The following is a 21,981-nucleotide window of genomic DNA, read 5'->3' on the forward strand; positions in this document are numbered from 1 at the left end:
GGATTATCTCCGCAGTCATCATCAGTGCAATGCCCGGCCGTAACAGCAACCTTATGGGACGGAAGTATTTTAGTTCAGGTCCTGTGAACTCTGTGCGAAGTAGTCTGCGTAGGTTACGCTTACGAGATAACACTTTACACGCGGGTGCCACTCTCTCAATACCCCCTGTTAATTACTTTGAAAAAATTAGCTAAGCCCGCAGGATCATTCCTGATGGGCTTAAATTTATTATGGCCTTTTTATGATATAGCCGATTCATTAAATTCCATACGGGCTCGAATTACAGCGCCCACTAACTGTCTCTCAATACTTTAAGAAGATGGTTGCCTGAACCAAAGCGCAGAAGTCCTGCCTGAATGTCCTGTTCTGGCGGAGTGACATTTCCCTCTCGGGCAAGTTTCCATCCTTTGGGTAGCTGTAAACAGGCCTGCGTGTTGCAGGGGACGGTTAACCGGATTTCGCCGGTCTGCTCATCCCGCGCCCAGTGAATGCTTACCTGCCCGTATGGCGATTCGTGACTTGCCTCAGCCCAGTTGATGAAAGCGTTGTTCATATCAGGGCGGAAAAGTATACGGTTGAACGCAACGGCGCCTTTTTCCATATCCAGCCCTGCCAGATAACGGTACAGCCACTCTCCAATTGCGCCATATGCATAGTGGTTGAAGGAGTTCATGTTATCGCTCCAGAAACTCCCATCCTGCCTGATACCGTCCCAGTGCTCCCAGATGGTAGTTGCGCCCTGGTTTACGGAAAACAGCCAGGACGGGAACGTGGTCTGACATACCAGCCGGACAGCGGTGTCATGGTAACCATAATCCGAGAGTGCAGCACACAGCCACGGCGTACCGAGGAAACCTGTCGTCAGGTGATAGTCGTTTTCCACAACCAGTTCGTTGAGGCGGGATGCAACTTTCTTCGCATCACTTTCATCAAGAAGCTGAAACGCCAACGGCAGTATATGTGCAGTCTGGGTATCAGCACACATGCCCCCTTCAGGAGAGAGAAATCTGCTCTTAAAACTGGACCTGATATTGTCAAACCATTGCTGATAGAGACGTTTTTCATTCTCAAGTCCAAGAACCGCAGCAGCACGGGCAAGGAGGTTTGTTGAATGGGCATAAAAAGCGCTGGCTACCAGATAGACCGGCGTTGCGCCAAAATAACTGTCTGGTTCGGCATCAAGGGCCAGCCAGTCGCCGAAGTGAAAACCAGTTTCCCAGAGCCAGGGGTTATCACCTGTACTCTGGATATAATGCACCCAGGCTTTCATTGATGGCCACTGCTCCGCCAGCAGTTGTTTATCACCATACATTTCGTAAATAACCCACGGACAAATAACTGCTGCATCCCCCCAGCCGGATGAAGTATACGTTTTGTCCCCCCACATTTTAGAGATATAGTCCCGCAGAATGTCGGGGATCACCATGGGGACCGTGCCGTTGGGTTTTTGGTCCGCAGCCAGGCTCTTAAGCCATTTTTTGAAAAACCGATGAACATTATAATTGTAGGCAGCTGTACGGATAAAGATATGCGCATCCCCGGTCCATCCCAGCCGCTCATCACGCTGTGGGCAATCCGTCGGAATATCAACGAAATTCCCTCTCTGCCCCCATAAAATATTCTGGTACAGCTGATTAATATCGTTATTCGAACAACTGAAAGAGCCCGTTCTGGCCATATCTGTATGCAGGACTTCTCCGCGGATCGCATCTAACAACTGTTGGTCGCTGAAGGTGCTGAGCCCGTTTATCTCCAGATAACGAAATCCCTGAAAGGAAAAAGTAGCAGCATAGTCAATATCTTCTCCGCTGCCGATAAGTGACACCCGTTGCGCAGCCCCGCGTAAATTACCGGTATAAAACTGATTTTGGTTGTCCAGCACTTCGGCATGGCGTAACTCAATGCGTTCTCCTTTGGCTAATTTTGCCCGAATCCGGATGCGACCGACCATGTTCTGCCCGATATCCAGAATTGCGCGAGACCCGTTCCGGGAAATAACCCTCTCAGGTTTCAGCGTCTGAGTTACTCGTACAGGTTCTGCTACTTGTGCGATGAGGTGGGGTCCCGGTTTATCAAGAATATTCACTTGAGACCATTCACCGGCATCAGTAATGGCATGTTCAACCTGCGCATCCCACGTTTCACCATGATAAAAACTGCTTTGTTGTTGCGGGGCGAGGTGATGCTGCCATTCATCATCGCTCAGTATCAGGCGTTCCTCGCCATTCTTCATCGTGATATGCAGCTGGACAAAAAGTGCTTTACGATCGCCATACAAATGGCGTTTTTTAAGCCAGCTCAGCTCGCCCTTGTACCAGCCTTCTGCAAGACCTGCACTTATTTCGTTAGTGCCTTCCTGAAGGAGGCTACTCACGTCCCAGCTTTGAAACTGGACGTGATGCTGGTAGCTCGTCCAGCCGGGACTGAACAACTCATCACCCACGGGTTTGTTGTTAATGCTCATCTGGTAGATACCCAGTGCAGAAGCATGAAGCGTTGCTTTGGTTACTGAGGCGGGTAGTTGAAAATTACGTCGTAAAACATGAACACTCTCTTCTGCTGTTGTCGCGTCATCAGGCGTGATCCACAAACCCCGCCAGACATTCGTTGGCGACGGTGCTGCCTCAAAAAATCCGGGCTGGCTCCATTCGGTTACGTGATTATTACTTTCCTCTATGCGCACGCGGTAAAAGTAACGCTGTCTGACAACCGGTAAAAAACCCGGAGCCTGAACATGAAGCGAGCAACTATTTTCAACCCAACCACTGTCATAAACGACAGCAGTAAAGGTTTGGTCTGAAGAAATTTGAAGTTGATAGCCGCGCTGTAAAATATCAGGCACTTCAGAGCTAATAACCCAGCTGAATAAAAGTAAGTTTATATCAGCTCCAATGAGAGAGCTTTCACCGTTACAGGTAATACGCTCGATAGCGGTCATGGGTTCTCCTGTTTAAAATTATAAGCGGTTGGAATAGGGTTTTTTTTATCTGTCATAGAACGCTGGTAAATGTAAAAGATCACTACCACCGCCCAACAAAAAAAGGCCGGGCCAGCACAGCGAACAAGATTTATCCAGAGAAGCGCTGAATCTGACTGAACAGCTACGTTAGGCATGTAACCTGCATAATCTAAAATAAACCCGGCCACGGCAGCTGATACAGCGAACCCCATCTGCATCGAGAGTGCGTTCAACGAAAACAACATGCCGTCGCTGCGGTGACCATTGAATTTCTCAAGGGAGTCTGACGTTTCTGCCATCATGCCCGTGATGGCAACCAGCAGAATCCCAATGCCTACACTAAACATGCCGGCCAGGATAAAATAAATGACAGGAAAATTTACTGGAGCAAATATCATTACCATACAGATAGCTCCCATGCACATGTATGTCAGTTTTGCACCCTGAGAGTTTCCTGCTCTGGAAATAATTATGGGGGCGCATAATGAACCTATGACCTTACAGGTATAGCTCACCAGGATATAAATGGGGATGAGATCAGGCTTAACCATGTAATATTTGAGGTAATAGATCCCTACGCTATTTTGTAAACCAACACTCAGACCAAATGTAATCATTGCCAGTACAACACATCTGACCGGAATGCTTGACATAGCCTGACGTATTGCTGCAACAAAGGGTTTCTTTTCTACTGTTGCCGCAACAGGTAGTTCCCGTGTAGTAAAAAAAAGCATCCATGAGAATAGAATACTAAGAATACCGACCAGCAAGCCAATCCACATAAATCCACTTGCGTTGTTTTCTCCGCCAAAAAAGTAAATGAGTGGGAGAACAAGAGGAGCGACAATCATCCCTGCAACATTAGAAAATGCACGACTCAACGCAATGAGCTGACTACGCTCAGTGGCATCGCGTGTCAGATTGGGCACAAGTCCCCAGATGGCAACGTCAATGCAGGTGAAGCATAATCCCGCAATATTATAAACAATCAGGGCGTAGATAAACTTCATCGTCGGTGACAGGTCCGGCACCCAGAACATAAGCCCTGTGAAAATACAAAACGGGATGGGGACAATAAATAACCATGGGCGGAACCGGCCCCAGCGCGTCTGAGTTCGGTCCATCACCGTTCCTATGAATGGATTAGAGAAAGCATCGATAAGGCGCGTCACAAGCAAGACAATACCTGCCAGTGATGCGGTCAGACCAAATACATCAGTGTAAAAAATCATCAAATAGGAAGTAACAACGACGCTGAAAATGTCTTTGCTGAATGCGCCGCTGCCAAAACTCATTTTTTGCCATCGGGAGAGCTTCATCATCATCACCTGTTATGAGAAATTAGTATCAGCATCACACACTGCTCACTGAATGGCATTATTCATAGTGCCAGTTCTTCCATCGTCCCTGGCAGTAGGGATAAAACCATGCAATACACTTCACATTTCAGTAAAAGAACCTCCAGCACTAACAGTGTTTGTGCTGTACTGATATTGTGGACGACATAACTGGGTAAGATGATGTACAGAATAATGTTTGAAAAATATTTCTCAGGCCAGGGACAGCCTGTTGCCATCCATCAGACTCATCCTGAGGTCAACAATATTGAACATGACCATGACTTTGAAGAGTTAGTTATTGTCGATCAGGGGAGTGGAACGCATATCCTGAACGGTGAACCTATCTCCATTCAGACCGGGGATGTGTTCTATATCCGGCAGGAGGATTATCATTACTATGAAAACATGGGTGGGCTTTGCCTGACAAATATCCTCATTCATAGTAATGTTAAGTTTTATAATATACCGACGCTGCCACAGATACTCAAAAATACTTTTACATCTTCATCATCCAGTATTTTTCATCTACCACTTGAGTCCCGGAAACAATTTAACAGTCTTTTAACCCAATTCAGGGATGTATTGGATGATGAAAGTCCTGTGTTATCTGTCCGCCGGGAAGGTTTGCTTCTGCAGTTGATTTCATTACTTAGCTTTCATCGTATCAGGGGGGCACACACAAAAAATCGTAGTGGAATTGAATCCTTGCTTGATGAGTTGCGCTGTTGCCACACTGCCACAATAGACTGGGGGGATCTTTGTGAGAAATATGGCGTTTCTCAAAGAACACTTTACCGTTCCATCCGTAAACTGACCAGCTATTCACCAGAGAATTACCTGTTGCGCTTGCGCCTGAGAACTGCACGGCATATGTTGTTGTTTACAGAAGAAACCATAACAAATATTGCATTTGAGAGTGGATTTATAAACCCCTCTCATTTTTCTCAGTGCTATAAACGTATTCATGGGATATCGCCCACAGAAGAACGTTATCGTAGGGGAAGTCGCTCATAAGTTGACGCCGATGTATTAGTAACTCCGGCATTTTTGTCTTAAGCGAACGCGCATATTATCAGGCCTGGACCTGCTTCTCTTTTCCTGGGCATTAAACGATATCGTTCTGTACAAGGCCGCAACGGTAAGCGTAAGGCTGGTAACAGGTAGTGACGGAGGAATGACAGCCACAGAGATTGTGGATCATATGGTTTTCATGGATCAACCATCGCGGAGCAGTAGGCTGGTTAATTTCAGAGTGCGGAAATGTTCCTGCGAAAGATGTGCTGACGGTTTTCCTGAGAGACCATAATCACTGGCAGGAATGTTATTCTGATGACGACTTATCAGGCGGCTTCAGTGGACGTTATGAGCGAGCACTCTAAGCCTGCATGGCGTTACTCATTTCGCGGTGGATTAACAGGGAGCAGAGCAGGTCAACTTGCGGCCAGGTGCGGTGCCCCCCAGCCTCAGCGGCTCAGCACAAAAAGGAAGAACTGATGCATACTGTAAATATCCGTGTAACGATCGGAGTGGCTTTTTTACTGATGTCAATCTTGGTCCAGGCGTCCGCAGATCAACATCTGTCCGAACCTTCAGAACATCCTGACTCGCAGCGTATCTCTGTACAGACGCAGGGCTCAGGAAAGGATGTCATACTGATTCCGGGGCTGGCGTCGTCTCGCGAAATCTGGACCGATTTAGCAGCAGGTTTGCGTACCCGCCACCGCATTCATCTTGTCGAACTTGCGGGCTTTGCAGATACACCAGCCGTTTCCAGCCTGGACGGGAAGGTCATTGCTCCGGCTGCTGACGCTATTGCTGAATACATCCGCACCAGGCACATAAAAGCACCGGTGATCATTGGCCACTCTCTTGGGGGGGAGATTGCACTGATGCTGGGAGCTCGTCATCCCGACCAGGTCGGTCGCCTGATGGTCGTCGATGCCTTACCGTTCTATACGTTGATGATTGACCCTGCGGCGACCAGCGAAACGGCTGTCCGGCAGGCCACTGCTATGCGGGACGGGGTAATGGCACAGTCACCGGAGCAAATCATAAAGTTTCAGAAAACATCCATCGCCCGTTTAGCCAGGACCGAGGCAGTGAGGCCTGCTCTGGTGGCTGCGGGAAACCGTTCCGATCGCAAAACAGTTGCGGATGCAGTGTATGAACTAATGACTACCGATTTGCGACCTGAGCTTGGCCACATCAAAGCGCCGGTTGAGGTTGTCTACGCGTATGATGCCTTATTTGGGGTACCGGCAGCCAGCGTAGATACAATGTACCGCCACGCCTATACCTCTGCACCAGATATTCATTTCACGCGGATCGATGATAGTTTTCACTTTGTTATGCTTGATCAGCCAGAACGGTTCTCCAGCGTGGTTGAGTCATTCCTTAATAAATAAAGGGTGCCGGAAGCAGCTGGTCAGATTACTATAATCTCAGCAAAATTATCTTCAGCAACACTTCCGTTTTCTGACCTTTGCGCATAAATTTTAATGGATGCGAACGGAGAGAATGGCCCTAGTTATTTTCCTGAGGCTCGCTGCTCATTCTGAAAGCCCGGCGACTGAGTCGGATAATGTTAAACTAGTCTTTATTTTCCAGAGCCCGTTTGGTTAATTCGAGTTTCGCTGTCTGGCGGCGCATTTCCAGCAGGTGGAGCGTTTCATATACATCGATGCCAACAAGGTTTTGCTCTCCCGGCATATCCAGATCGCGTTTGAGCATCTCGATTTCGCCTTGGGTGATTAATGGCCGCATAATGTTCTACTGGTCTTAGATATTTGGCCCTTTGCTTTCAGTAAAGCAGGGCATGACCTTATGGTCGTTGCCTAAGTAATGCCCGGCAACCGCAAAAAAAGGGTTTTTTCCTGCGTTTGTGAAGGGATAAATCCGTGATGTATGTAGAACTGTCTGGCACTGTCAGAGAGTGCATGAACCATAACGGCCCGCACGCCAATATTCTCAGCCACCCGACAACAACGTAACACGGCATCATGCAGTAAATCAGCCCCCAGTCCCTGACCGTGATAACTCGTATCGACAGCAAGACGGGCCAGGATGATGACGGGTACCGGATCGGGCATATTCCTTCGCAGGCTTCCCGGGGCAATGGCATGGGTGACGCTGTTGGTCGCAAGTGAGTAGAAGCCAACCACCTGTGAAGCGTTTTCCCGGCATACCACAAACGCCCTGGCTGTCCCATGGACTGATTTTTTAGTTTCCGGTGCTTTATCCATTCGTCAAGTACAGGCTCACCACAGTGAAACTCAGCGAGGGTGTGTGACGTACCAAGTGGTGCCGGAGCCGTTACTTTTTCCACTGCGGTTTTCTCGCCAGGAGTTTCTCCATCGCCGGATTAGCGGTGACCGGCGCATCCAGCATGTCGATAAACTCGGCGTACTGTTCATCATTAAGATTAAACATTCGGCGGTCAAGGATAACGTTTTCCGCTGCCTGGCAGGCTGTCTCCAGTATAAAATCGGTACGTGATTTATGGAGAATCTCGGCGGCAGTATCAATCAGGGTCCGCTGGGCTTTTTTCGCCCGAATGTTAAGCTGAACATCAGAGTTCATAATTCCTCTTGCGTATAGCAATTCGTATACATATCTAAGCGCCATCGTATATCAAATGCTCTACAGAGAAAGAGTAATTTTCTACGGGAACAGGGCATACTTACCAATCTGGCTGCAGCCTTCACAGCCGTAATGACATTTCTGAATGGCGGGAAAGGTGCCACTTCTGCTTTGCGTTGACAGGGGAGAAGAAGGCTATGAAGCTGCCACGGAGCGCTCTCATCTGGTGCGTATTAATCGTGTGTTTAACGCTATTGATATTCACCTGGCTGACGCGAAAATCGCTGTGTGAAATTCGCTACAGAGACGGGAGCAGGGAGGTGGCTGCTTCAATGGCTTACGAATCCGGTAAGTAGCAACCTGGAGGCGGGGGTAACCCCGCCTTTTCAGGAATGATGTGTCTGAGCATTGCTAGCGCCTTTTAAGGGTTGCTGGTTCAGACCAGTGGCCCTTTTCTATAAGGGTGGAAAGCCATTGATTATGCTTCTCTTTTTGACGCCATTAATGATAGGGTTATACGCTAACGCTAAAAGGAGATAAATCATGATCGTCCGCACATGGCACGGCTGCGTTCCACTGAAGCATGCTGAAGGTTTTGCAGCACACCTCAATAAAACCGGTGTCGATCACTCAAAAAGCGTGGCGGGAAACCTGGGGGCGCTTGTTCGCCGAGAGGCGCAAGGTGACTGGGAGCACTTTTTTCTTGCTACATATTGGCAAGATTTGACAGCGATAAAGGCGTTTGCCGGGGAGGATTATCATGTGGCAGTGACCTATCCGGACGATGAACAGTTTGAACTGCTCTCAGATCCCTACGTTTTTCAGCATGAGGTGGCCGCAGTGTCGCCGCTTTAGAGGGCTGTAGGTGAGTTTAAATAGCATCACCAGCTTACTTAAACATGCTGTTAAGTGTTGGTTTTTGCCGATCTTTAGCCAAAGCAGCACAATCAGCAGCTCATAAAACCTGCGATCCGCTAAGCGGCGCAGGTTTTTTACAGGTACGGTCTGAACATTAGCCGCGGAGGTAATCTTCCGTGGATATCACTTTGCCATAGCCAAATTCAAAGGCAGCCATCATTGCAGCATGCACATGGGCGGCTGGCACGGTGACGTTGTTAAAGGTGAGATTCAACGTGGCACAGGCATCGTGCAGAATGGTGACGGGGTAGCCCATGTCAACGGCAGCGCGCACGCAAGCATCCACACACATATGACTCATTGCACCGACGATAATGACCTCTTCAACGCCTTGCGCATCAAGCTGCGCTTTAAGGTCGGTATCGCGAAACGCATTTATATGGTTTTTAACAATAACCGGCTCGTTTTCCGTTGGGTAAACAGATGGCTGGATCTGTACGCCCTCGGTCCCAGGGGTAAATATCGGTGCATCTTCGCTAACAGACTCATGGCGAATGTGGAACACAGGATGTCCATGCAGGCGAAAATCAGCAATCACGCGTGCGGCATTGGCTGCAGCAGCGTCAATATTGGTTAAGGGAAGCTTACCGCTGGATAGATATTCGTTTTGCAGATCGATGACAATAAGGCCACGCTTTTTCATATATCCTCTCGCTCAATGATATCGTGAGGCTCTATTGTGTCCCGGCTAAGCACTGCTGCTAAGTGGCTTCAGCGACATTATTAGAGGCAATAACGACACAACGTTGCTGCCTCAGGAACATTATACAGCTGCCCCAGCGCTAAAGCGGCGGCGGTACTCTCCTGGCGTCAGGCCCACGATACGGGTAAATACCTTGCGGAAGGCCCCAGTGTCATTATAGCCAACCTCCCAGGCCACGCTGTCAACCGGCGCAGTGCTAAACTGTAACAGCTCCCGCGCCCGGCCTACGCGCAGCCGCTGGCAATATTCAGTGCTGGTCATTCCCGTCGCTTTTTGAAAGCGCCGCAGGAAGGTACGCTCTTCCAGGCTTGCCTGAAGAGCCAGAGCGCTAAGTGAGATATCCTTTGCCTGAGTAGCTTGTAACCAGTGTTGTACTTTCAGTATCGCCGCGTCGCCGTGATCAAGGCGAGGGGAGAATACGCTGTAATAACGTTGTTCACGACCAGGTGGGTCAACCAACAGCATGCGGGCAGTGTGTATCATGATGGTTGGGCCCAGCAGACGATCAACCAGCCTGAGTCCAAGATCCGTCCAGGACATAAGCCCACCTGCAGAGATAATATCCCCGTCGTCAATAATGAGCCGATCCGCATCGACAGTAATATCAGGAAAGCGCTGCTGTAATAGCTCGGCATATTTCCAGTGGGTGGTCATGCGCCGTCCCGCCATCAGCCCCGTCGCCCCCAGCAAGAAAGCGCCTGCACAGATCGACCCCAGCACCACACCTTGTGCATGCCGATCGCGTAACCACTGTGTCAGCCTGTCACTTCTGTCGGGCACCACTGGCGTAGACAGGGTAGGAGGTAGGATCAACGCCGACAGCGTACATGAATTGCGGGTGCACGCGTCCCACGTAGGTGTCGGGTCCTGCTCCGGTGTCGGCGACTGCCAGTGGGTTACACGTAAGATGGTGTGCTGTTGATACGCTGCGGCAATGCTGTTGGCGACGCTGAAAAGGTCAGTTAACCCTAAAACGGCTGCCTGCTGGACACCGGGGTAGAGTAGCAGCCCAATTTCGATCGCCTTCGTCTGGCTCATATATCGTTTTCATCTTCACCTGGGAGGGAATTAAAGTCTGTTAGTTCCCCCGTCGGGTTGCAAGCAAATAAAAAAGGGAGCCTTTCGGCTCCCTCAGTCATTCAGGCGCGATTAGAAGCTGTAGTTAGCGCTGACAGAGAAGTTACGCGGCTCACCATAGACAACGGTGCGGCTGTCGATGTCGGTCTCATAGGTTTTGTCGAACAGGTTGTCGACGTTCGCCTGCAGGGAGAACGCTTTAGTGACCTGATAACGGGCAAACAGATCCACCAGGGCGTAGCTGCCTTGCTCAGCGCGCAGGGTGCCGTCCGCAACGGCAACGTTAGACCAGACGCGGTTCTGCCAGTTGACGCCGCCGCCAACGGTCAGATCCTGAATGGCTGGCAAACGGTAGCTGGTAAACATCTTCACGCTGGTACGCGGCAGGTTCGGGTTAACCGCATCGCCTTCGCCATCGTTCGCCACGTAGCGGGTTGCGCCAAAGGTCATCTGCCAGTTATCGGTCAGCGCACCGTTGATCTCAAACTCAACGCCTTTGCTCACCGTGCCGTCCGCTTCGCGATAGGCAGTCTCACCGTTGCTGCCAGGTATGACCAGACCGGTAGACTGCGCCAGGTGATCCTGCTCAATGCGGAACACGGCAAGGGAGGTGGTCAGACGGCTGTTCATCCAGTCGGCCTTCACGCCCGCCTCATAGTTGTTGCCAGTGATCGGCGACAGGTACTTACGTTGTGCGTCGCGCTCGGTCTGCGGCTTGAAGATCGAGGTATAGCTGGCGTAGGTAGACCAGCTGTCGTTGATATCAAATACCACGCCCGCGTAAGGAGAGGTGTTGTTCTTCTCCATCTGCTGGTTCAGCGTATCCAGGTTGTACTTGGTATAGCGCGCACCGAGGATCACATGCAGCGGATCGGCCAGGGAGATGCGGGTCGCCGCATAGACTGATTTCTGGTGGACGGTGTCATCCTGGGCCAGGCTCAGCGGGTTCCAGTTGGTCTCCGGGAAGTTGCCGTTGTAACTCGCGTAGTTGCCCAACTGGGTATCACCAATGTTCTCCCAGGAGCTGTAGTAGATGTTGTTCTGGCGCGAGTAGTTAGTACCAATCATCAGCTCGTGCTGGCGGCCAAACAGATCGTAAGAGCCGTTAGCAAAGGTATCGATGGCGTCCACTTTACGCTTGCCGGTGTTGTAGCCGGTGCCGCCCACGTAAGGGTAGGATGCACCATACGGGCTGACCATCAGACCCGTGGTGCGGTCAACCTGGCCATCCAGATAGAGCTGCTTGCTGTCGAGCTCCTGCTCAGTATGAGTACCGTTGACGGTCAGCTGCCAGTTGTCGCCCAGCTTCTGTTTCAGGGTTGCGAAGGTACGCTCAGACTTTTTATCAACATAGGCCCACTCTGGCGCGGTGCTGAAGCTGCGATCCGAGTTAACGCGGGTGCCGTCAGTATACCAGCGTGGAATGCCGCCCCAGGTAGGGCTGTTGGAGTTGGTATCCTGGTAGTCATAGCCGACGGAGAAGGTCGTCGCGTCGGTCAGATCCACATCCAGCACGCCGTAGAAGAATTTTTTCTCCTGGCTATAGCGGTCCAGCCAGCTGTCATTGTGCTGGTAGCCTGACACCATGCGGCCCCGGATGCGACCGTCGTCGGTCAGCGGGGTAGAGAGGTCAGCCACGTAGCGCTGTTTGTTCCAGCTGCCGTACTCGGCGGAGACGTTGCCAACAAATTCACGGCTGTCGGCGTGCTTGCGCACCATGTTAATGGCGGCGGAAGGGTTACCGGAGCCGGTGGTCAGGCCGTTAGCGCCGCGAACCACTTCAATACGTTCATACAGGGCGGTATCGGAGAGGGCATCACCCATATTCCAGCGGGTCTCAAACAGGGTCGGAATGCCGTCGACCATAAAGTTATCTATCTCAAAACCACGGGAGTAGAAGTTGGTGCGCTCAGAGTCCGTCGCGCTTTGGGTAATACCGGTGGTGTTTTTCAGCACGTCGCCGAGGGACTCCAGCTTCTGATCCTGCATACGCTGTTTGCTGATGATGCTCACGGACTGTGGGATATCACGCGGAACCAGCAGCATTTTGGTGCCTGAGGTAGTGGTTTTAACGCTGTAGTCCTGGCTCTCTTCATCGGCATAGCTGCTGGCTGCGGAGCCATCAACGATAACGGTATCGCCGCTGGTAGTGTCCGGCGTGGCGGCAAAGCCTGTAGCTGGCGCAAGTGCAAAGGCAATACAGACTGCCAGCAGTGACGGAGCGGCGGCAGGACATTGTCCATCCCTGGCGTGAACGGTGAAAGACATGGTGAACCCTTTTCGCAAGTTTAATAGTGTGCTCTGACCGATACGTTGCCGATGCCGAGCGTGCTGTGTTTGTTTTCATGGTGCAATTGCGCATGAAAATGCAAATGCGAAATATACGCATTCATCTTATCGCTGTAAACAGATGTAATATTTATTAAGTAAATTAGCGGAGCACTGTTAACGGTGAAAAATCAGGCGTAACGGCGGCGCATAATCCTAATGCGTGAAGAAAAGCGGCGTAATAGTTGAAACATCAGGAGATTCTCGATCATACTCTCTTGTTGAGTCCCGCAGTTATTCATTAAGGAAGACGTCATGGCCGAAGAAACGATTTTCAGTAAAATTATCCGCCGCGAAATTCCGTCGGATATCGTCTGGCAGGATGAGCTGGTCACGGCATTCCGTGATATCTCGCCGCAAGCGCCAACGCATATCCTGATTGTGCCTAACCTGCTGATCCCAACGCTAAACGACGTCTCCGAAGCGCACGAGCAGGCGCTGGGGCGTATGCTCACCGTGGCCGCGAAGCTCGCCGCGCAGGAGGGGATTGCCGAAGATGGTTACCGGGTGATCATGAACTGCAACCGCCACGGCGGCCAGGAGGTGTACCATATTCATCTGCATCTGCTGGGTGGCCGCGCGCTGGGCCCAATGCTGACACATAAAGGTTAAGTCTATGCTGAGAGGAGGCCTGGCCGCGCTGCTGGCGCTGGCTGCATTGACCGGCTGTAGCTCACGTCCGGCGATTCCGGTGAGTGACGATCAGACGCTGGTGATGGAAGCCAACGTGCTGGCGGCCGGCATAAACGCAGAAAAACCGGTGCTGAATAACGCTGAGATCCAGCCCTCTGCGTCCTCAACGCTCTATAACGAACGGGGCGAAACCGCCACCGTAAACTATCGTTTTTTCTGGTATGACGCCAGAGGTCTCGAGATGCATCCGCTGGAAGCGCCCCGGCGCATCACTATTCCTGCGCATTCATCGGTAACGCTCTACGGCAGCGCCAACTATCTGGGCGCGCGTAAAGTGAGACTCTATCTCTATTTGTAAGGGGTGAATCTTGATCAATAAACTGGGGCGTTATGCGCTACTCACGACCGTAGCGATGATCCTTTCGGGATGTATTATGCGGGGCGAGCAGCAGCCCGCGCCCGTGGAAGAAGCCAAGCCGCAGCCGCAGCAGCCAATTGAACAGCCGCAGCCGCAGCCGGTTCCGGAGGTGCCGTCCGTGCCGACGGTTCCATCCCAGCCGGGTCCTATTGAGCATCAGGATGAAACGGCGCAGCCTACTCCGCGCGAGCGTCATTTTGACTGGAGCGGGGCGGTCTCGCCGATGGTCAGCAAGATGCTGCAGGCGAGCGGTGCTTCCGGTGGTAGCGTGCTGCTGGTCGACAGCGTTAATAACCGTACCAATGGCTCGTTGAACACCGCTGAAGCCACAGAAGTACTGCGCGGCGCGCTGGCGAATAACGGTAAGTTTACGCTGGTCTCTGCCCAGCAGCTCTCCATGGCTAAGCAGCAGCTCGGCCTGTCGCCGCAGGATAGCCTCGGCACGCGCAGTAAAGCGATCGGTATCGCCCGCAACGTTGGGGCGCAGTATGTGCTCTACACCAGCGCCTCCGGCAACGTCAATTCCCCCGCGCTACAGATGCAGCTGATGCTGGTGCAGACGGGCGAGATCGTCTGGTCAGGTAAAGGTGCGGTTCAACAACAGTAATCCTGAGCGTGACGAGATCCTGTCACGCTTTTTCCCTCACGCCGCGCTCGTCGCCAGCCCTGACCATACGGGGCTGAGCGGCGGGAGCTGCGTTATTGCCAACGGCCAGCAGCGGCTGGTGCTGCGTCAGCAGCATGCAGCCACCACGCCAGCGCCGTTTCTCCGTCAGTACCGCGCCCTGAAGCGCCTTCCGGACACCCTTGCACCCCGTCCACGGTGGCTGGGCCAGGGCTGGATGGCCGTTGACTATCTTGCAGGCGAGGTGAAAGCCACGCTTCCGGATCCCCATCCCCTCGCCGACTTGCTGTATCATCTGCATCAGCAGCCCCGTTTGGGCTGGCGGATAACCCTGCTGCCGCTGCTGGAGCGCTACTGGCAGGCCTGCGATCCTGCGCGTCGAACGCCGCGCTGGCTGGCGCGGCTAAAGCATCTTAAGCGTGAGCGCGAGCCGGGGGTTATCAGACTGGCTCCGTTACATATGGATGTGCATGCAGGTAATCTGGTACATACCGCCTCGGGCCTGCGGCTGATTGACTGGGAGTATGCCGGTGATGGCGATATCGCCCTCGAGCTGGCCTCGGTCTGGACGGCGGATGAGGCCGAGCGCCAGCGGCTTATTCGCGCTTACGCCTGCATGGCAAATATAGAGAATACCCAGCTGGCGCAGCAGGTGCAGCGCTGGCGGCCCTGGGTGCTGATGCTGATGGCAGGCTGGTACGAGTGCCGCTGGCAGCAGACCAGGGAGCAGCAATTTATTATGCTGGCAAATGAAACATGGTGTCAGCTAGAGACAAAAGGATAAGAGAGGTCAGTGTGGGTCCGGTAATGTTAGATGTGGCAGGCTATGAGCTGGATGCGGAAGAGCGCGAGATTCTGGCGCATCCGCTGGTAGGGGGCCTGATCCTCTTTACGCGAAATTATCACGATCCGGCGCAGCTGCGCGAGCTGGTGCGGCAGATCCGCGCCGCCTCGCATCATCGCCTGGTGGTGGCGGTGGATCAGGAGGGGGGTCGGGTGCAGCGTTTTCGCGACGGCTTTACGCGCCTGCCTGCGGCCCAGTCGTTCGCTGCGCTGCTCGGTATGGAGGAGGGGGGCAGGCTGGCCGAGGAGGCGGGCTGGCTGATGGCCTGCGAGATGATCGCCATGGATATCGATATCAGCTTTGCTCCGGTGCTCGACGTCGGCCACATCAGCGCGGCCATCGGCGAGCGCTCGTACCATGCCGATCCGCACAAGGCGCTGGCTATTGCTACCCGCGTGATTGACGGCATGCACCGGGCAGGCATGAAGACTACCGGCAAGCACTTTCCAGGCCATGGGGCGGTAACGGCGGACTCCCATAAAGAGACGCCACGCGATCCGCGGCCGGAGGCGCTGATCCGCGAGCATGACATGTCGATCTTTAGCTCGCTGATCCGTGACGGCAAGCTGGATGCCATTATGCCCGCGCACGTCATCTACAGTGAAGTCGACCCGCGCCCGGCCAGCGGCTCGCCGCACTGGTTAAAAACGGTTCTGCGCGGTGAGTTAGGCTTTAATGGCGTGATCTTCTCTGACGATCTCTCCATGGAGGGGGCGGCGATCATGGGCAGCTATGCCGAACGCGCTCAGGCCTCGCTGGATGCCGGCTGCGATATGGTTCTGGTCTGTAACAATCGCCAGGGGGCGGTGAGCGTGCTGGATAACCTGTCGCCGATCAATGCAGCGCGTGTTACGGAGTTGTATCATAAAGGTTCGTTTACGCGTCAGGAGCTGGTTGCGTCCGCCGAATGGAAAGCGGTGAGCAGCAAACTGGAACAGCTCCAGGCCCGCTGGCTGGAGCGGTCAGCGGCCCATTAACCCTCCCTGAAAGGGAGAGAGCACAGGGTGAGGACAGATGATCATCTACTTACATGGTTTTGATTCAAACAGTCCGGGCAATCACGAGAAGGTACTGCAGCTGCAGTTTATCGATCCCGACGTGCGCCTGCTGAGCTACAGCACGCGCCATCCGAAGCATGATATGCAGCATCTGCTGAAAGAGGTCGATAAGATGCTGCAGCTCAACGTCGATGAGCGACCGCTGATTTGTGGCGTAGGCTTAGGCGGATACTGGGCCGAGCGGATCGGTTTTCTCTGCGACATCCGGCAGGTGATTTTTAATCCTAATCTCTATCCGCAAGAGAATATGGAGGGCAAAATCGACAGGCCGGAAGAGTATGCAGATATCGCCACCAAGTGCGTGACCAACTTCCGCGAGAAGAACCGCGACCGCTGCCTGGCGATCCTCTCCCGCCACGATGAGGCGCTAAACAGCCAGCGTACCGCCGAAGTACTGCACGACTTTTATGAGATTGTCTGGGACGAAGAGCAGACGCATAAGTTTAAGAATATCTCTCCGCACCTTCAGCGCATCAAGGCCTTTAAAACCCTCGGTTAAATGAGTATGAGCCGTACCTGGGCCCCAGGTGCGGTTTTTTATTATCAGCATGCACTTTTTTCACTTATCAAATTTTATCAGTTATTTAGCGATAATAAATTACTTCTACGCCTCTCATTTGTCATCCTATAAAAAGCGCGACTATCTACTTTTTAGATTCACGCCAGATTTATCTTACCCTATATAAATATATAAAAGGAAGAAATATGATGAATGATGCTGAATTGTGTGGCGATGAAAGCTTGCCGACAAATATACCTTTGGTTTGTGCTCTCTCGGTAGGTATCGAGCGCAATACGGATGTAGACCAAAGTGCCAAAATTAACACCGAGCTTGCTACGGCGGCTGCGAATAACAAAGGGTTATTTTTCCCCGCAGGTAAATATCGGGTTGATGACAACATCATTGTGCCGACGAAAGGCTCTCTGGTTGGATCCCGAACAGGAACGACTCTTTTTTACTCTACGCTTCCTGCGGCACGTTTTATTGGCGATGATGTCTATGGCAACGTGGTTGAAAATCTCATGATTAGTGATATTATTTTTGATAATATTGCAGTCTCTTTTTATGGTAATGCAAAGAGAAATATTACTGTTAGATACAATGCTTTTATTAATACAAAAACGCTACATACTCAACCCCAACTTTCCGTAGCGCATGGGAATTATGTTGTTAAAGGCAACGTTTTTATGCGCGGCAGAAATTATCCTGGCGTCGGCCTTAGCACTTACAAAAGTAATAATTCTACAATAAGCTATAACTTTTTGGGATCCGCCAGCAATAAAGACAGAGCGAGCACCTATATCGATACCCGTACCCGCAATTTGATAACTAAACTGGTCAATGCGAAAAATGCTGGCCAGCTTGTCATGGATGACGATCAGGGAAATTATGTTAGCGGATGGTATGCAACCGATGAACTCAGGAACTCTTCATTTTTCAGAAACTTTTTTGCTGGTAATATTCAGCAAATGCTGTTTAACCCTCAAACTCAGCTAGAAGATATTCAGCGCGATCATATCATTTATATCAAACAATATGATAACGTTGATGTTTATCAAAACTATTTTACCGGATGGCCTACGACAGCGGCGGGGCAGCTCAAGTTCCGCAACGCTGAAAACCTCGTTTTTGCTGCTAACTACCTTGATACAACAAACTTTGATGCTCGCCCTTATAATCACAGCCCAAAATTATTTATGCGGAATACATATATATTTAATAACTATGTACATGAGGGTAAGGTGACGTTCTGGCAGAATTTTGATGATAGTGATGAAAAGAGCATTGAGGTTGAAGACTATCTTGTGTTCAGTAATATTTTCTCCGCCGCGGACATGACTCTCGCCAGAATCACCCGAACGGAAAGAAACAGGAGTAGTAATTTTTACATTACTCAATCCAGCAACCTCTATACCGATACAACAACCGAAGTTGTTGCCAGCAGCAACTTTAATAATATTACCCTGGAGGCAATGCATGCCAAAATCCCTGCGGATAAACAGCGTTTCCTGACGATGACGTACATTGCGCCTCAGAGCTGACCCCCTCTAGCTTACCTTCAAAACGCCCGGAAGATGCCGGGCGTCATAGAACCTCCAGCGTCGTTCCGATGTCGACAACATGTCGTAAACATACTTTTTTTCGCCCTTCGGCTGAAACCTGGTTATCTTTTATGCATCAAAACTTGATATATATCAATTTTGGTATGACCAATGCACCGTTCATGCTATTCTCAGGGTGTATTTGAACATTTGTGCGGCTAACTTGTTGTTAATTAAAAGCTATTTACATAACTTTTAGTTAACAATTGGTTAATATTTTAGGGGGTCGTGTTGACTACACCATTGAAAAAGATTGTGATTGTTGGCGGTGGAGCTGGCGGACTAGAGCTGGCCACCCAGCTGGGTAAGAAGCTGGGTCGGGGTAAAAAAGCCAAAATTACCCTCGTCGATCGCAACCACAGCCATCTGTGGAAGCCGCTGCTGCATGAGGTCGCCACCGGCTCGCTGGATGAGGGCGTGGATGCGCTGAGCTATCTGGCCCACGCGCGCAATCATGATTTCCAGTTCCAGCTTGGTTCGGTTGTGGATATCAATCGCGAAGGCAAAACCATCACCCTGGCCGAGCTGCGGGATGAGAAAGGTGAGCTGCTGGTACCTGAGCGCAAGCTGCCTTACGACACGCTGGTGATGGCGCTGGGGAGTACCTCCAACGACTTCAACACGCCGGGCGTGAAAGAGCACTGTATTTTCCTCGACAACCCGCACCAGGCGCGCCGTTTCCATCAGGAGATGCTGAACCTGTTCCTGAAATACTCCGCTAACCTGGGTGCCAGCGGTAAAGTCAACATCGCTATCGTTGGCGGCGGTGCCACCGGCGTTGAGCTGTCAGCCGAGCTGCATAACGCGGTGAAGCAGCTGCACAGCTACGGCTATAAGGGCCTCACCAACGAGGCGCTGAACGTAACGCTGGTCGAGGCGGGCGAGCGTATTCTGCCTGCGCTGCCGCCGCGCATCTCCGGGGCGGCTCATAGCGAGCTGACCAAGATGGGCGTGCGCGTGCTGACTCAGACTATGGTCACCAGCGCCGACGAAGGCGGTTTGCATACCAAGGATGGCGAATATATCCAGGCCGATCTGATGGTGTGGGCGGCAGGGATCAAAGCGCCTGACTTTATGAAAGAGATTGGTGGTCTTGAGACCAACCGTATCAACCAGCTGGCGGTGGAGCCAACGTTGCAGACGACCCGCGATGCGGATATCTATGCGATTGGCGACTGCGCCTCCTGCTCTCGTCCGGAAGGGGGCTTCGTGCCGCCGCGCGCGCAGGCTGCGCACCAGATGGCGACCTGCGCACTGCACAACATTATCGCGCAGATCAAAGGCAAGCCGCTGAAAGCTTACGTCTACAAAGATCACGGCTCGCTGGTATCGCTGTCGAACTTCTCCACCGTGGGCAGCCTGATGGGTAACCTGATGCGCGGCTCAATGATGGTCGAGGGGCGTCTGGCCCGCTTCGTCTACATCTCGCTCTACCGTATGCACCAGGTCGCCCTGCACGGTTATTTCAAAACAGGGCTAATGATGCTGGTAGGCAGCATCAACCGCGTGATCCGTCCGCGCCTGAAACTGCACTAAGCCCATCGCCCCGTCGTCTTCCGGCGGGGCTTTAGCATATCCTTCTGCTGATTTCCATCAGGTGGCTCAGATTTCTCTGAATCATTGTGATTTGCCACATAACCCCCCGTTATTTACCGCCTTTCTGATTGGCTTCTGTCCGCTCTGATTGCAGAATTATGACTATCAGAGCCAACCAGAGGGACTATTCAATGAATAAATCCATGTTAGCGGGTATCGGAATTGGTGTGGCCGCTGCACTGGGCGTTGCTGCGGTGGCGGGCCTGGACGTTTTCAATCGCGGCCCTCAGTATGCACAGGTGGTTTCTGCTACACCCATCAAAGAGACGGTAAAAACGCCGCGTAAGGAGTGCCGCAACGTGACGGTAACCCACCGACGTCCGGTTCAGGATGAGAATCGGTTGACCGGCTCGGTGCTGGGCGCAGTAGCGGGTGGCGTGATTGGCCATCAGTTCGGCGGCGGACGCCGAAAAGATGTCGCTACGGTCGTCGGGGCACTGGGCGGCGGCTACGCCGGCAACCAGGTGCAGGGGGCCATGCAGGAGCGTGATACCTATACCAGTACTCAGCAGCGCTGCAAAACCGTCTACGACAAATCAGAGAAAATGCTCGGCTATGACGTGACCTATAAAATTGGCGATCAGCAGGGAAAAATTCGCATGGAGAACGATCCCGGCACCCAGATCCCGTTGGACGGTAACGGGCAGCTGGTTTTGAATAACAAAGCATAAAAAAGCAGTACCCCCGATTTGGCTCCTCATTCGCTCAGGCTGGGGAGCCTTTTTTATGGATATAAAAAAGCCTTGCTTACGCAAGGCTTTTATTATCGCTCAGTGTCAAATCATACTTTGTTGGCGGATCAGCAGGCACCCTGTAATCAATACAGAGATGAAAGCAAACAGGATCGAACCACCACATACTACCCAGAGACTAAATAACAATGTAATTACTATTAACACTTTAAATAATGGTAATAGCAAAACCATGACCGTTATCCTTCTGCATGTGAATAGTCGTAAAATTGTCCTGAAAAACCTGCTAATCATTAGCAGGGGAATAATCACTGAGTAAGCGTAGCAAAGGGTCATGCAAAAGTGTGAGAAAGATTTGGCCTATCGTTGAGATAGGCCAAAGCGATACGACGATTTAACGAACTATGATTTGATGAGTTCGGGCCAAAGAGCGAGGGTGGTGCGGGTAATCTGGAGCAGCATCTCCTGCGATGCCCCTTCACGCGCGCTGACCGACATCCCCTGAATAACACAGTTAAGAAACTGCGCCACCGGGCGCAAGGAAGTGGTGGCGGGAATATCACCGCGCTGCTGGCGTTGCTCCAAAAAGTGCAGCAGAGCCGCTTCCTGCATGGCGTGACGCGACTTCAGCGTCTCGGCAATCTCATTTGACGATGCCGCTAGCGCCGCAGAGGTGCTGATTAAGAAGCAGCCCGAGGGCGTCTCTTTGCTGGTAAAGCAGTTAGCGACGGCGGTAAAGTAGTCCAGCAGCGCCTGCTCAACGCGCTTCTCATCACAAAACAGCTCCGCCTGGTATTTGGTCGCAAACTGCGAAATGTAGCGGTCGAGCACGGCGCGGAACAGCCCCTCTTTGTTGGTAAACTCCGCGTAGAGCGTCGGCGCTTTTGCACCGGTGGCCTCAACAAGATGGGACAGCGACGTGGCCTCATAGCCATGCTGCCAGAAGAGCGTCATGGCTTTATCAAGCGCCGCTTCCCTGTCGAAAACTTTCGGTCGGCCACGGCTTTTTTTTGTACAGCTGCTGACGTCGGTGGTCATAGTGGCTCCTCACCTGATGTTGAATTATTGAGCAATCATTATAAAAATAATTGCCACCGAAGGCCAGCAG

The 21,981-nt window shown here is 51.9% G+C and carries 22 protein-coding genes and 1 pseudogene; 14 read left to right on the plus strand and 9 right to left on the minus strand.

The genetic code is table 11. The features are described 5' to 3' along the window. Positions 1-292 precede the first annotated feature (292 nt). Both RTP97_RS00470 and RTP97_RS00475 read right to left on the minus strand, forming a co-directional pair. On the minus strand, positions 293-2,938 hold the full coding sequence (locus RTP97_RS00470) for a family 78 glycoside hydrolase catalytic domain (RefSeq protein ID WP_312409856.1): 2,646 nt from the start codon (positions 2,936-2,938) through the stop codon (positions 293-295). Further along, entirely contained in the window at positions 2,935-4,281 is a 1,347-nt protein-coding gene (locus RTP97_RS00475; RefSeq protein WP_312409857.1) for a glycoside-pentoside-hexuronide (GPH):cation symporter, read from the minus strand. Before RTP97_RS00475 ends, RTP97_RS00470 begins: the two co-directional genes overlap by 4 nt. 210 nt (positions 4,282-4,491) lie before the next feature. Between RTP97_RS00475 and RTP97_RS00480 the strand changes: the two genes are divergently transcribed. Together RTP97_RS00480 and RTP97_RS00490 are read left to right on the plus strand one after the other, a co-directional pair. Further along, positions 4,492-5,313 (plus strand): helix-turn-helix domain-containing protein, encoded by an 822-nt coding sequence (locus tag RTP97_RS00480; RefSeq protein ID WP_312409858.1) that lies wholly within the window; start codon positions 4,492-4,494, stop codon positions 5,311-5,313. 479 nt (positions 5,314-5,792) lie between these two features. Further along, entirely contained in the window at positions 5,793-6,704 is a 912-nt protein-coding gene (locus RTP97_RS00490; RefSeq protein ID WP_312409860.1) for an alpha/beta hydrolase, read from the plus strand. A 184-nt stretch (positions 6,705-6,888) separates the two neighbouring features. Here RTP97_RS00490 and RTP97_RS00495 read toward each other — a convergent pair whose 3' ends face one another. From RTP97_RS00495 to RTP97_RS00505, 3 genes and pseudogenes are all read right to left on the minus strand, one after another. Continuing rightward, complete coding sequence (locus RTP97_RS00495) at positions 6,889-7,062, minus strand: hypothetical protein (RefSeq protein WP_312409862.1); 174 nt, start codon at positions 7,060-7,062, stop codon at positions 6,889-6,891. A gap of 71 nt (positions 7,063-7,133) precedes the next feature. After that, positions 7,134-7,624, minus strand: a pseudogene (locus RTP97_RS00500) (GNAT family N-acetyltransferase). Next, the gene (locus RTP97_RS00505; protein ID WP_409455917.1) at positions 7,612-7,878 is read right to left on the minus strand and encodes a DUF1778 domain-containing protein; all 267 of its coding nucleotides are present in this window, start codon (positions 7,876-7,878) and stop codon (positions 7,612-7,614) included. Before RTP97_RS00505 ends, RTP97_RS00500 begins: the two are co-directional and overlap by 13 nt. A 145-nt stretch (positions 7,879-8,023) precedes the next feature. On the opposite strand from RTP97_RS00505, the gene RTP97_RS00510 reads away from it, so the two are divergent. The 3 genes from RTP97_RS00510 (at position 8,024) to RTP97_RS00520 (ending at position 8,733) form a co-directional block, all read left to right on the plus strand. Next, positions 8,024-8,170, plus strand: coding sequence for a DUF5431 family protein (locus RTP97_RS00510; protein ID WP_312409868.1), 147 nt, complete (start codon positions 8,024-8,026; stop codon positions 8,168-8,170). After that, entirely contained in the window at positions 8,115-8,234 is a 120-nt protein-coding gene (locus tag RTP97_RS00515; RefSeq protein WP_255211695.1) for a type I toxin-antitoxin system Hok family toxin, read from the plus strand. Before RTP97_RS00510 ends, RTP97_RS00515 begins: the two co-directional genes overlap by 56 nt. Before the next feature lie 187 nt (positions 8,235-8,421). Beyond that, the gene (locus tag RTP97_RS00520) at positions 8,422-8,733 is read left to right on the plus strand and encodes a hypothetical protein (protein ID WP_312409870.1); all 312 of its coding nucleotides are present in this window, start codon (positions 8,422-8,424) and stop codon (positions 8,731-8,733) included. 157 nt (positions 8,734-8,890) lie between these two features. Here the strand turns inward: RTP97_RS00520 and RTP97_RS00525 are convergent, their stop codons facing one another. The 3 genes from RTP97_RS00525 to fhuE form a co-directional block, all read right to left on the minus strand. Next, complete coding sequence (locus RTP97_RS00525) at positions 8,891-9,439, minus strand: cysteine hydrolase family protein (RefSeq protein WP_312409872.1); 549 nt, start codon at positions 9,437-9,439, stop codon at positions 8,891-8,893. 120 nt (positions 9,440-9,559) lie between these two features. Beyond that, the gene (locus RTP97_RS00530) at positions 9,560-10,537 is read right to left on the minus strand and encodes a GlxA family transcriptional regulator (protein ID WP_312409874.1); all 978 of its coding nucleotides are present in this window, start codon (positions 10,535-10,537) and stop codon (positions 9,560-9,562) included. Positions 10,538-10,648: 111 nt separating this feature from the next. Further along, positions 10,649-12,844 (minus strand): ferric-rhodotorulic acid/ferric-coprogen receptor FhuE, encoded by a 2,196-nt coding sequence (gene fhuE / locus RTP97_RS00535; RefSeq protein WP_312409875.1) that lies wholly within the window; start codon positions 12,842-12,844, stop codon positions 10,649-10,651. 315 nt (positions 12,845-13,159) lie between these two features. Here fhuE and hinT point away from each other — a divergent pair, with 315 nt between their 5' ends. The 9 genes from hinT to RTP97_RS00580 all read left to right on the plus strand — a co-directional run bounded on the left by hinT (position 13,160) and on the right by RTP97_RS00580 (position 20,852). Continuing rightward, positions 13,160-13,516: a purine nucleoside phosphoramidase gene (hinT, locus tag RTP97_RS00540; protein WP_042392832.1), complete on the plus strand. Its 357-nt coding sequence runs from the start codon at positions 13,160-13,162 to the stop codon at positions 13,514-13,516. 4 nt (positions 13,517-13,520) lie between these two features. Beyond that, the gene (locus RTP97_RS00545) at positions 13,521-13,895 is read left to right on the plus strand and encodes a YcfL family protein (protein WP_312409877.1); all 375 of its coding nucleotides are present in this window, start codon (positions 13,521-13,523) and stop codon (positions 13,893-13,895) included. Positions 13,896-13,908: 13 nt separating this feature from the next. Further along, positions 13,909-14,562: a penicillin-binding protein activator LpoB gene (gene lpoB, locus RTP97_RS00550; RefSeq protein WP_312410085.1), complete on the plus strand. Its 654-nt coding sequence runs from the start codon at positions 13,909-13,911 to the stop codon at positions 14,560-14,562. Beyond that, complete coding sequence (thiK, locus tag RTP97_RS00555; RefSeq protein WP_312409879.1) at positions 14,543-15,364, plus strand: thiamine kinase; 822 nt, start codon at positions 14,543-14,545, stop codon at positions 15,362-15,364. Before lpoB ends, thiK begins: the two co-directional genes overlap by 20 nt. A gap of 11 nt (positions 15,365-15,375) precedes the next feature. Beyond that, a complete protein-coding gene (nagZ, locus tag RTP97_RS00560; RefSeq protein ID WP_312409880.1) occupies positions 15,376-16,401 on the plus strand; it encodes a beta-N-acetylhexosaminidase in 1,026 nt (341 codons plus the stop codon). A gap of 37 nt (positions 16,402-16,438) precedes the next feature. Next, positions 16,439-16,981 (plus strand): alpha/beta hydrolase YcfP, encoded by a 543-nt coding sequence (gene ycfP, locus RTP97_RS00565; protein ID WP_103821192.1) that lies wholly within the window; start codon positions 16,439-16,441, stop codon positions 16,979-16,981. A gap of 206 nt (positions 16,982-17,187) precedes the next feature. Beyond that, positions 17,188-18,525: a hypothetical protein gene (locus RTP97_RS00570; RefSeq protein ID WP_312409881.1), complete on the plus strand. Its 1,338-nt coding sequence runs from the start codon at positions 17,188-17,190 to the stop codon at positions 18,523-18,525. A 291-nt stretch (positions 18,526-18,816) separates the two neighbouring features. After that, positions 18,817-20,121 (plus strand): NAD(P)/FAD-dependent oxidoreductase, encoded by a 1,305-nt coding sequence (locus tag RTP97_RS00575; RefSeq protein WP_312409882.1) that lies wholly within the window; start codon positions 18,817-18,819, stop codon positions 20,119-20,121. A 191-nt stretch (positions 20,122-20,312) separates the two neighbouring features. Continuing rightward, the gene (locus tag RTP97_RS00580; protein WP_312409883.1) at positions 20,313-20,852 is read left to right on the plus strand and encodes a glycine zipper 2TM domain-containing protein; all 540 of its coding nucleotides are present in this window, start codon (positions 20,313-20,315) and stop codon (positions 20,850-20,852) included. A gap of 423 nt (positions 20,853-21,275) precedes the next feature. Here the strand turns inward: RTP97_RS00580 and RTP97_RS00585 are convergent, their stop codons facing one another. After that, on the minus strand, positions 21,276-21,911 hold the full coding sequence (locus RTP97_RS00585) for a TetR/AcrR family transcriptional regulator (RefSeq protein ID WP_312409885.1): 636 nt from the start codon (positions 21,909-21,911) through the stop codon (positions 21,276-21,278). Positions 21,912-21,981: the final 70 nt, after the last annotated feature.

The sequence above is a fragment of the Pseudescherichia sp. genome (assembly GCF_031998825.1).
Lineage (GTDB): Bacteria > Pseudomonadota > Gammaproteobacteria > Enterobacterales > Enterobacteriaceae > Pseudescherichia.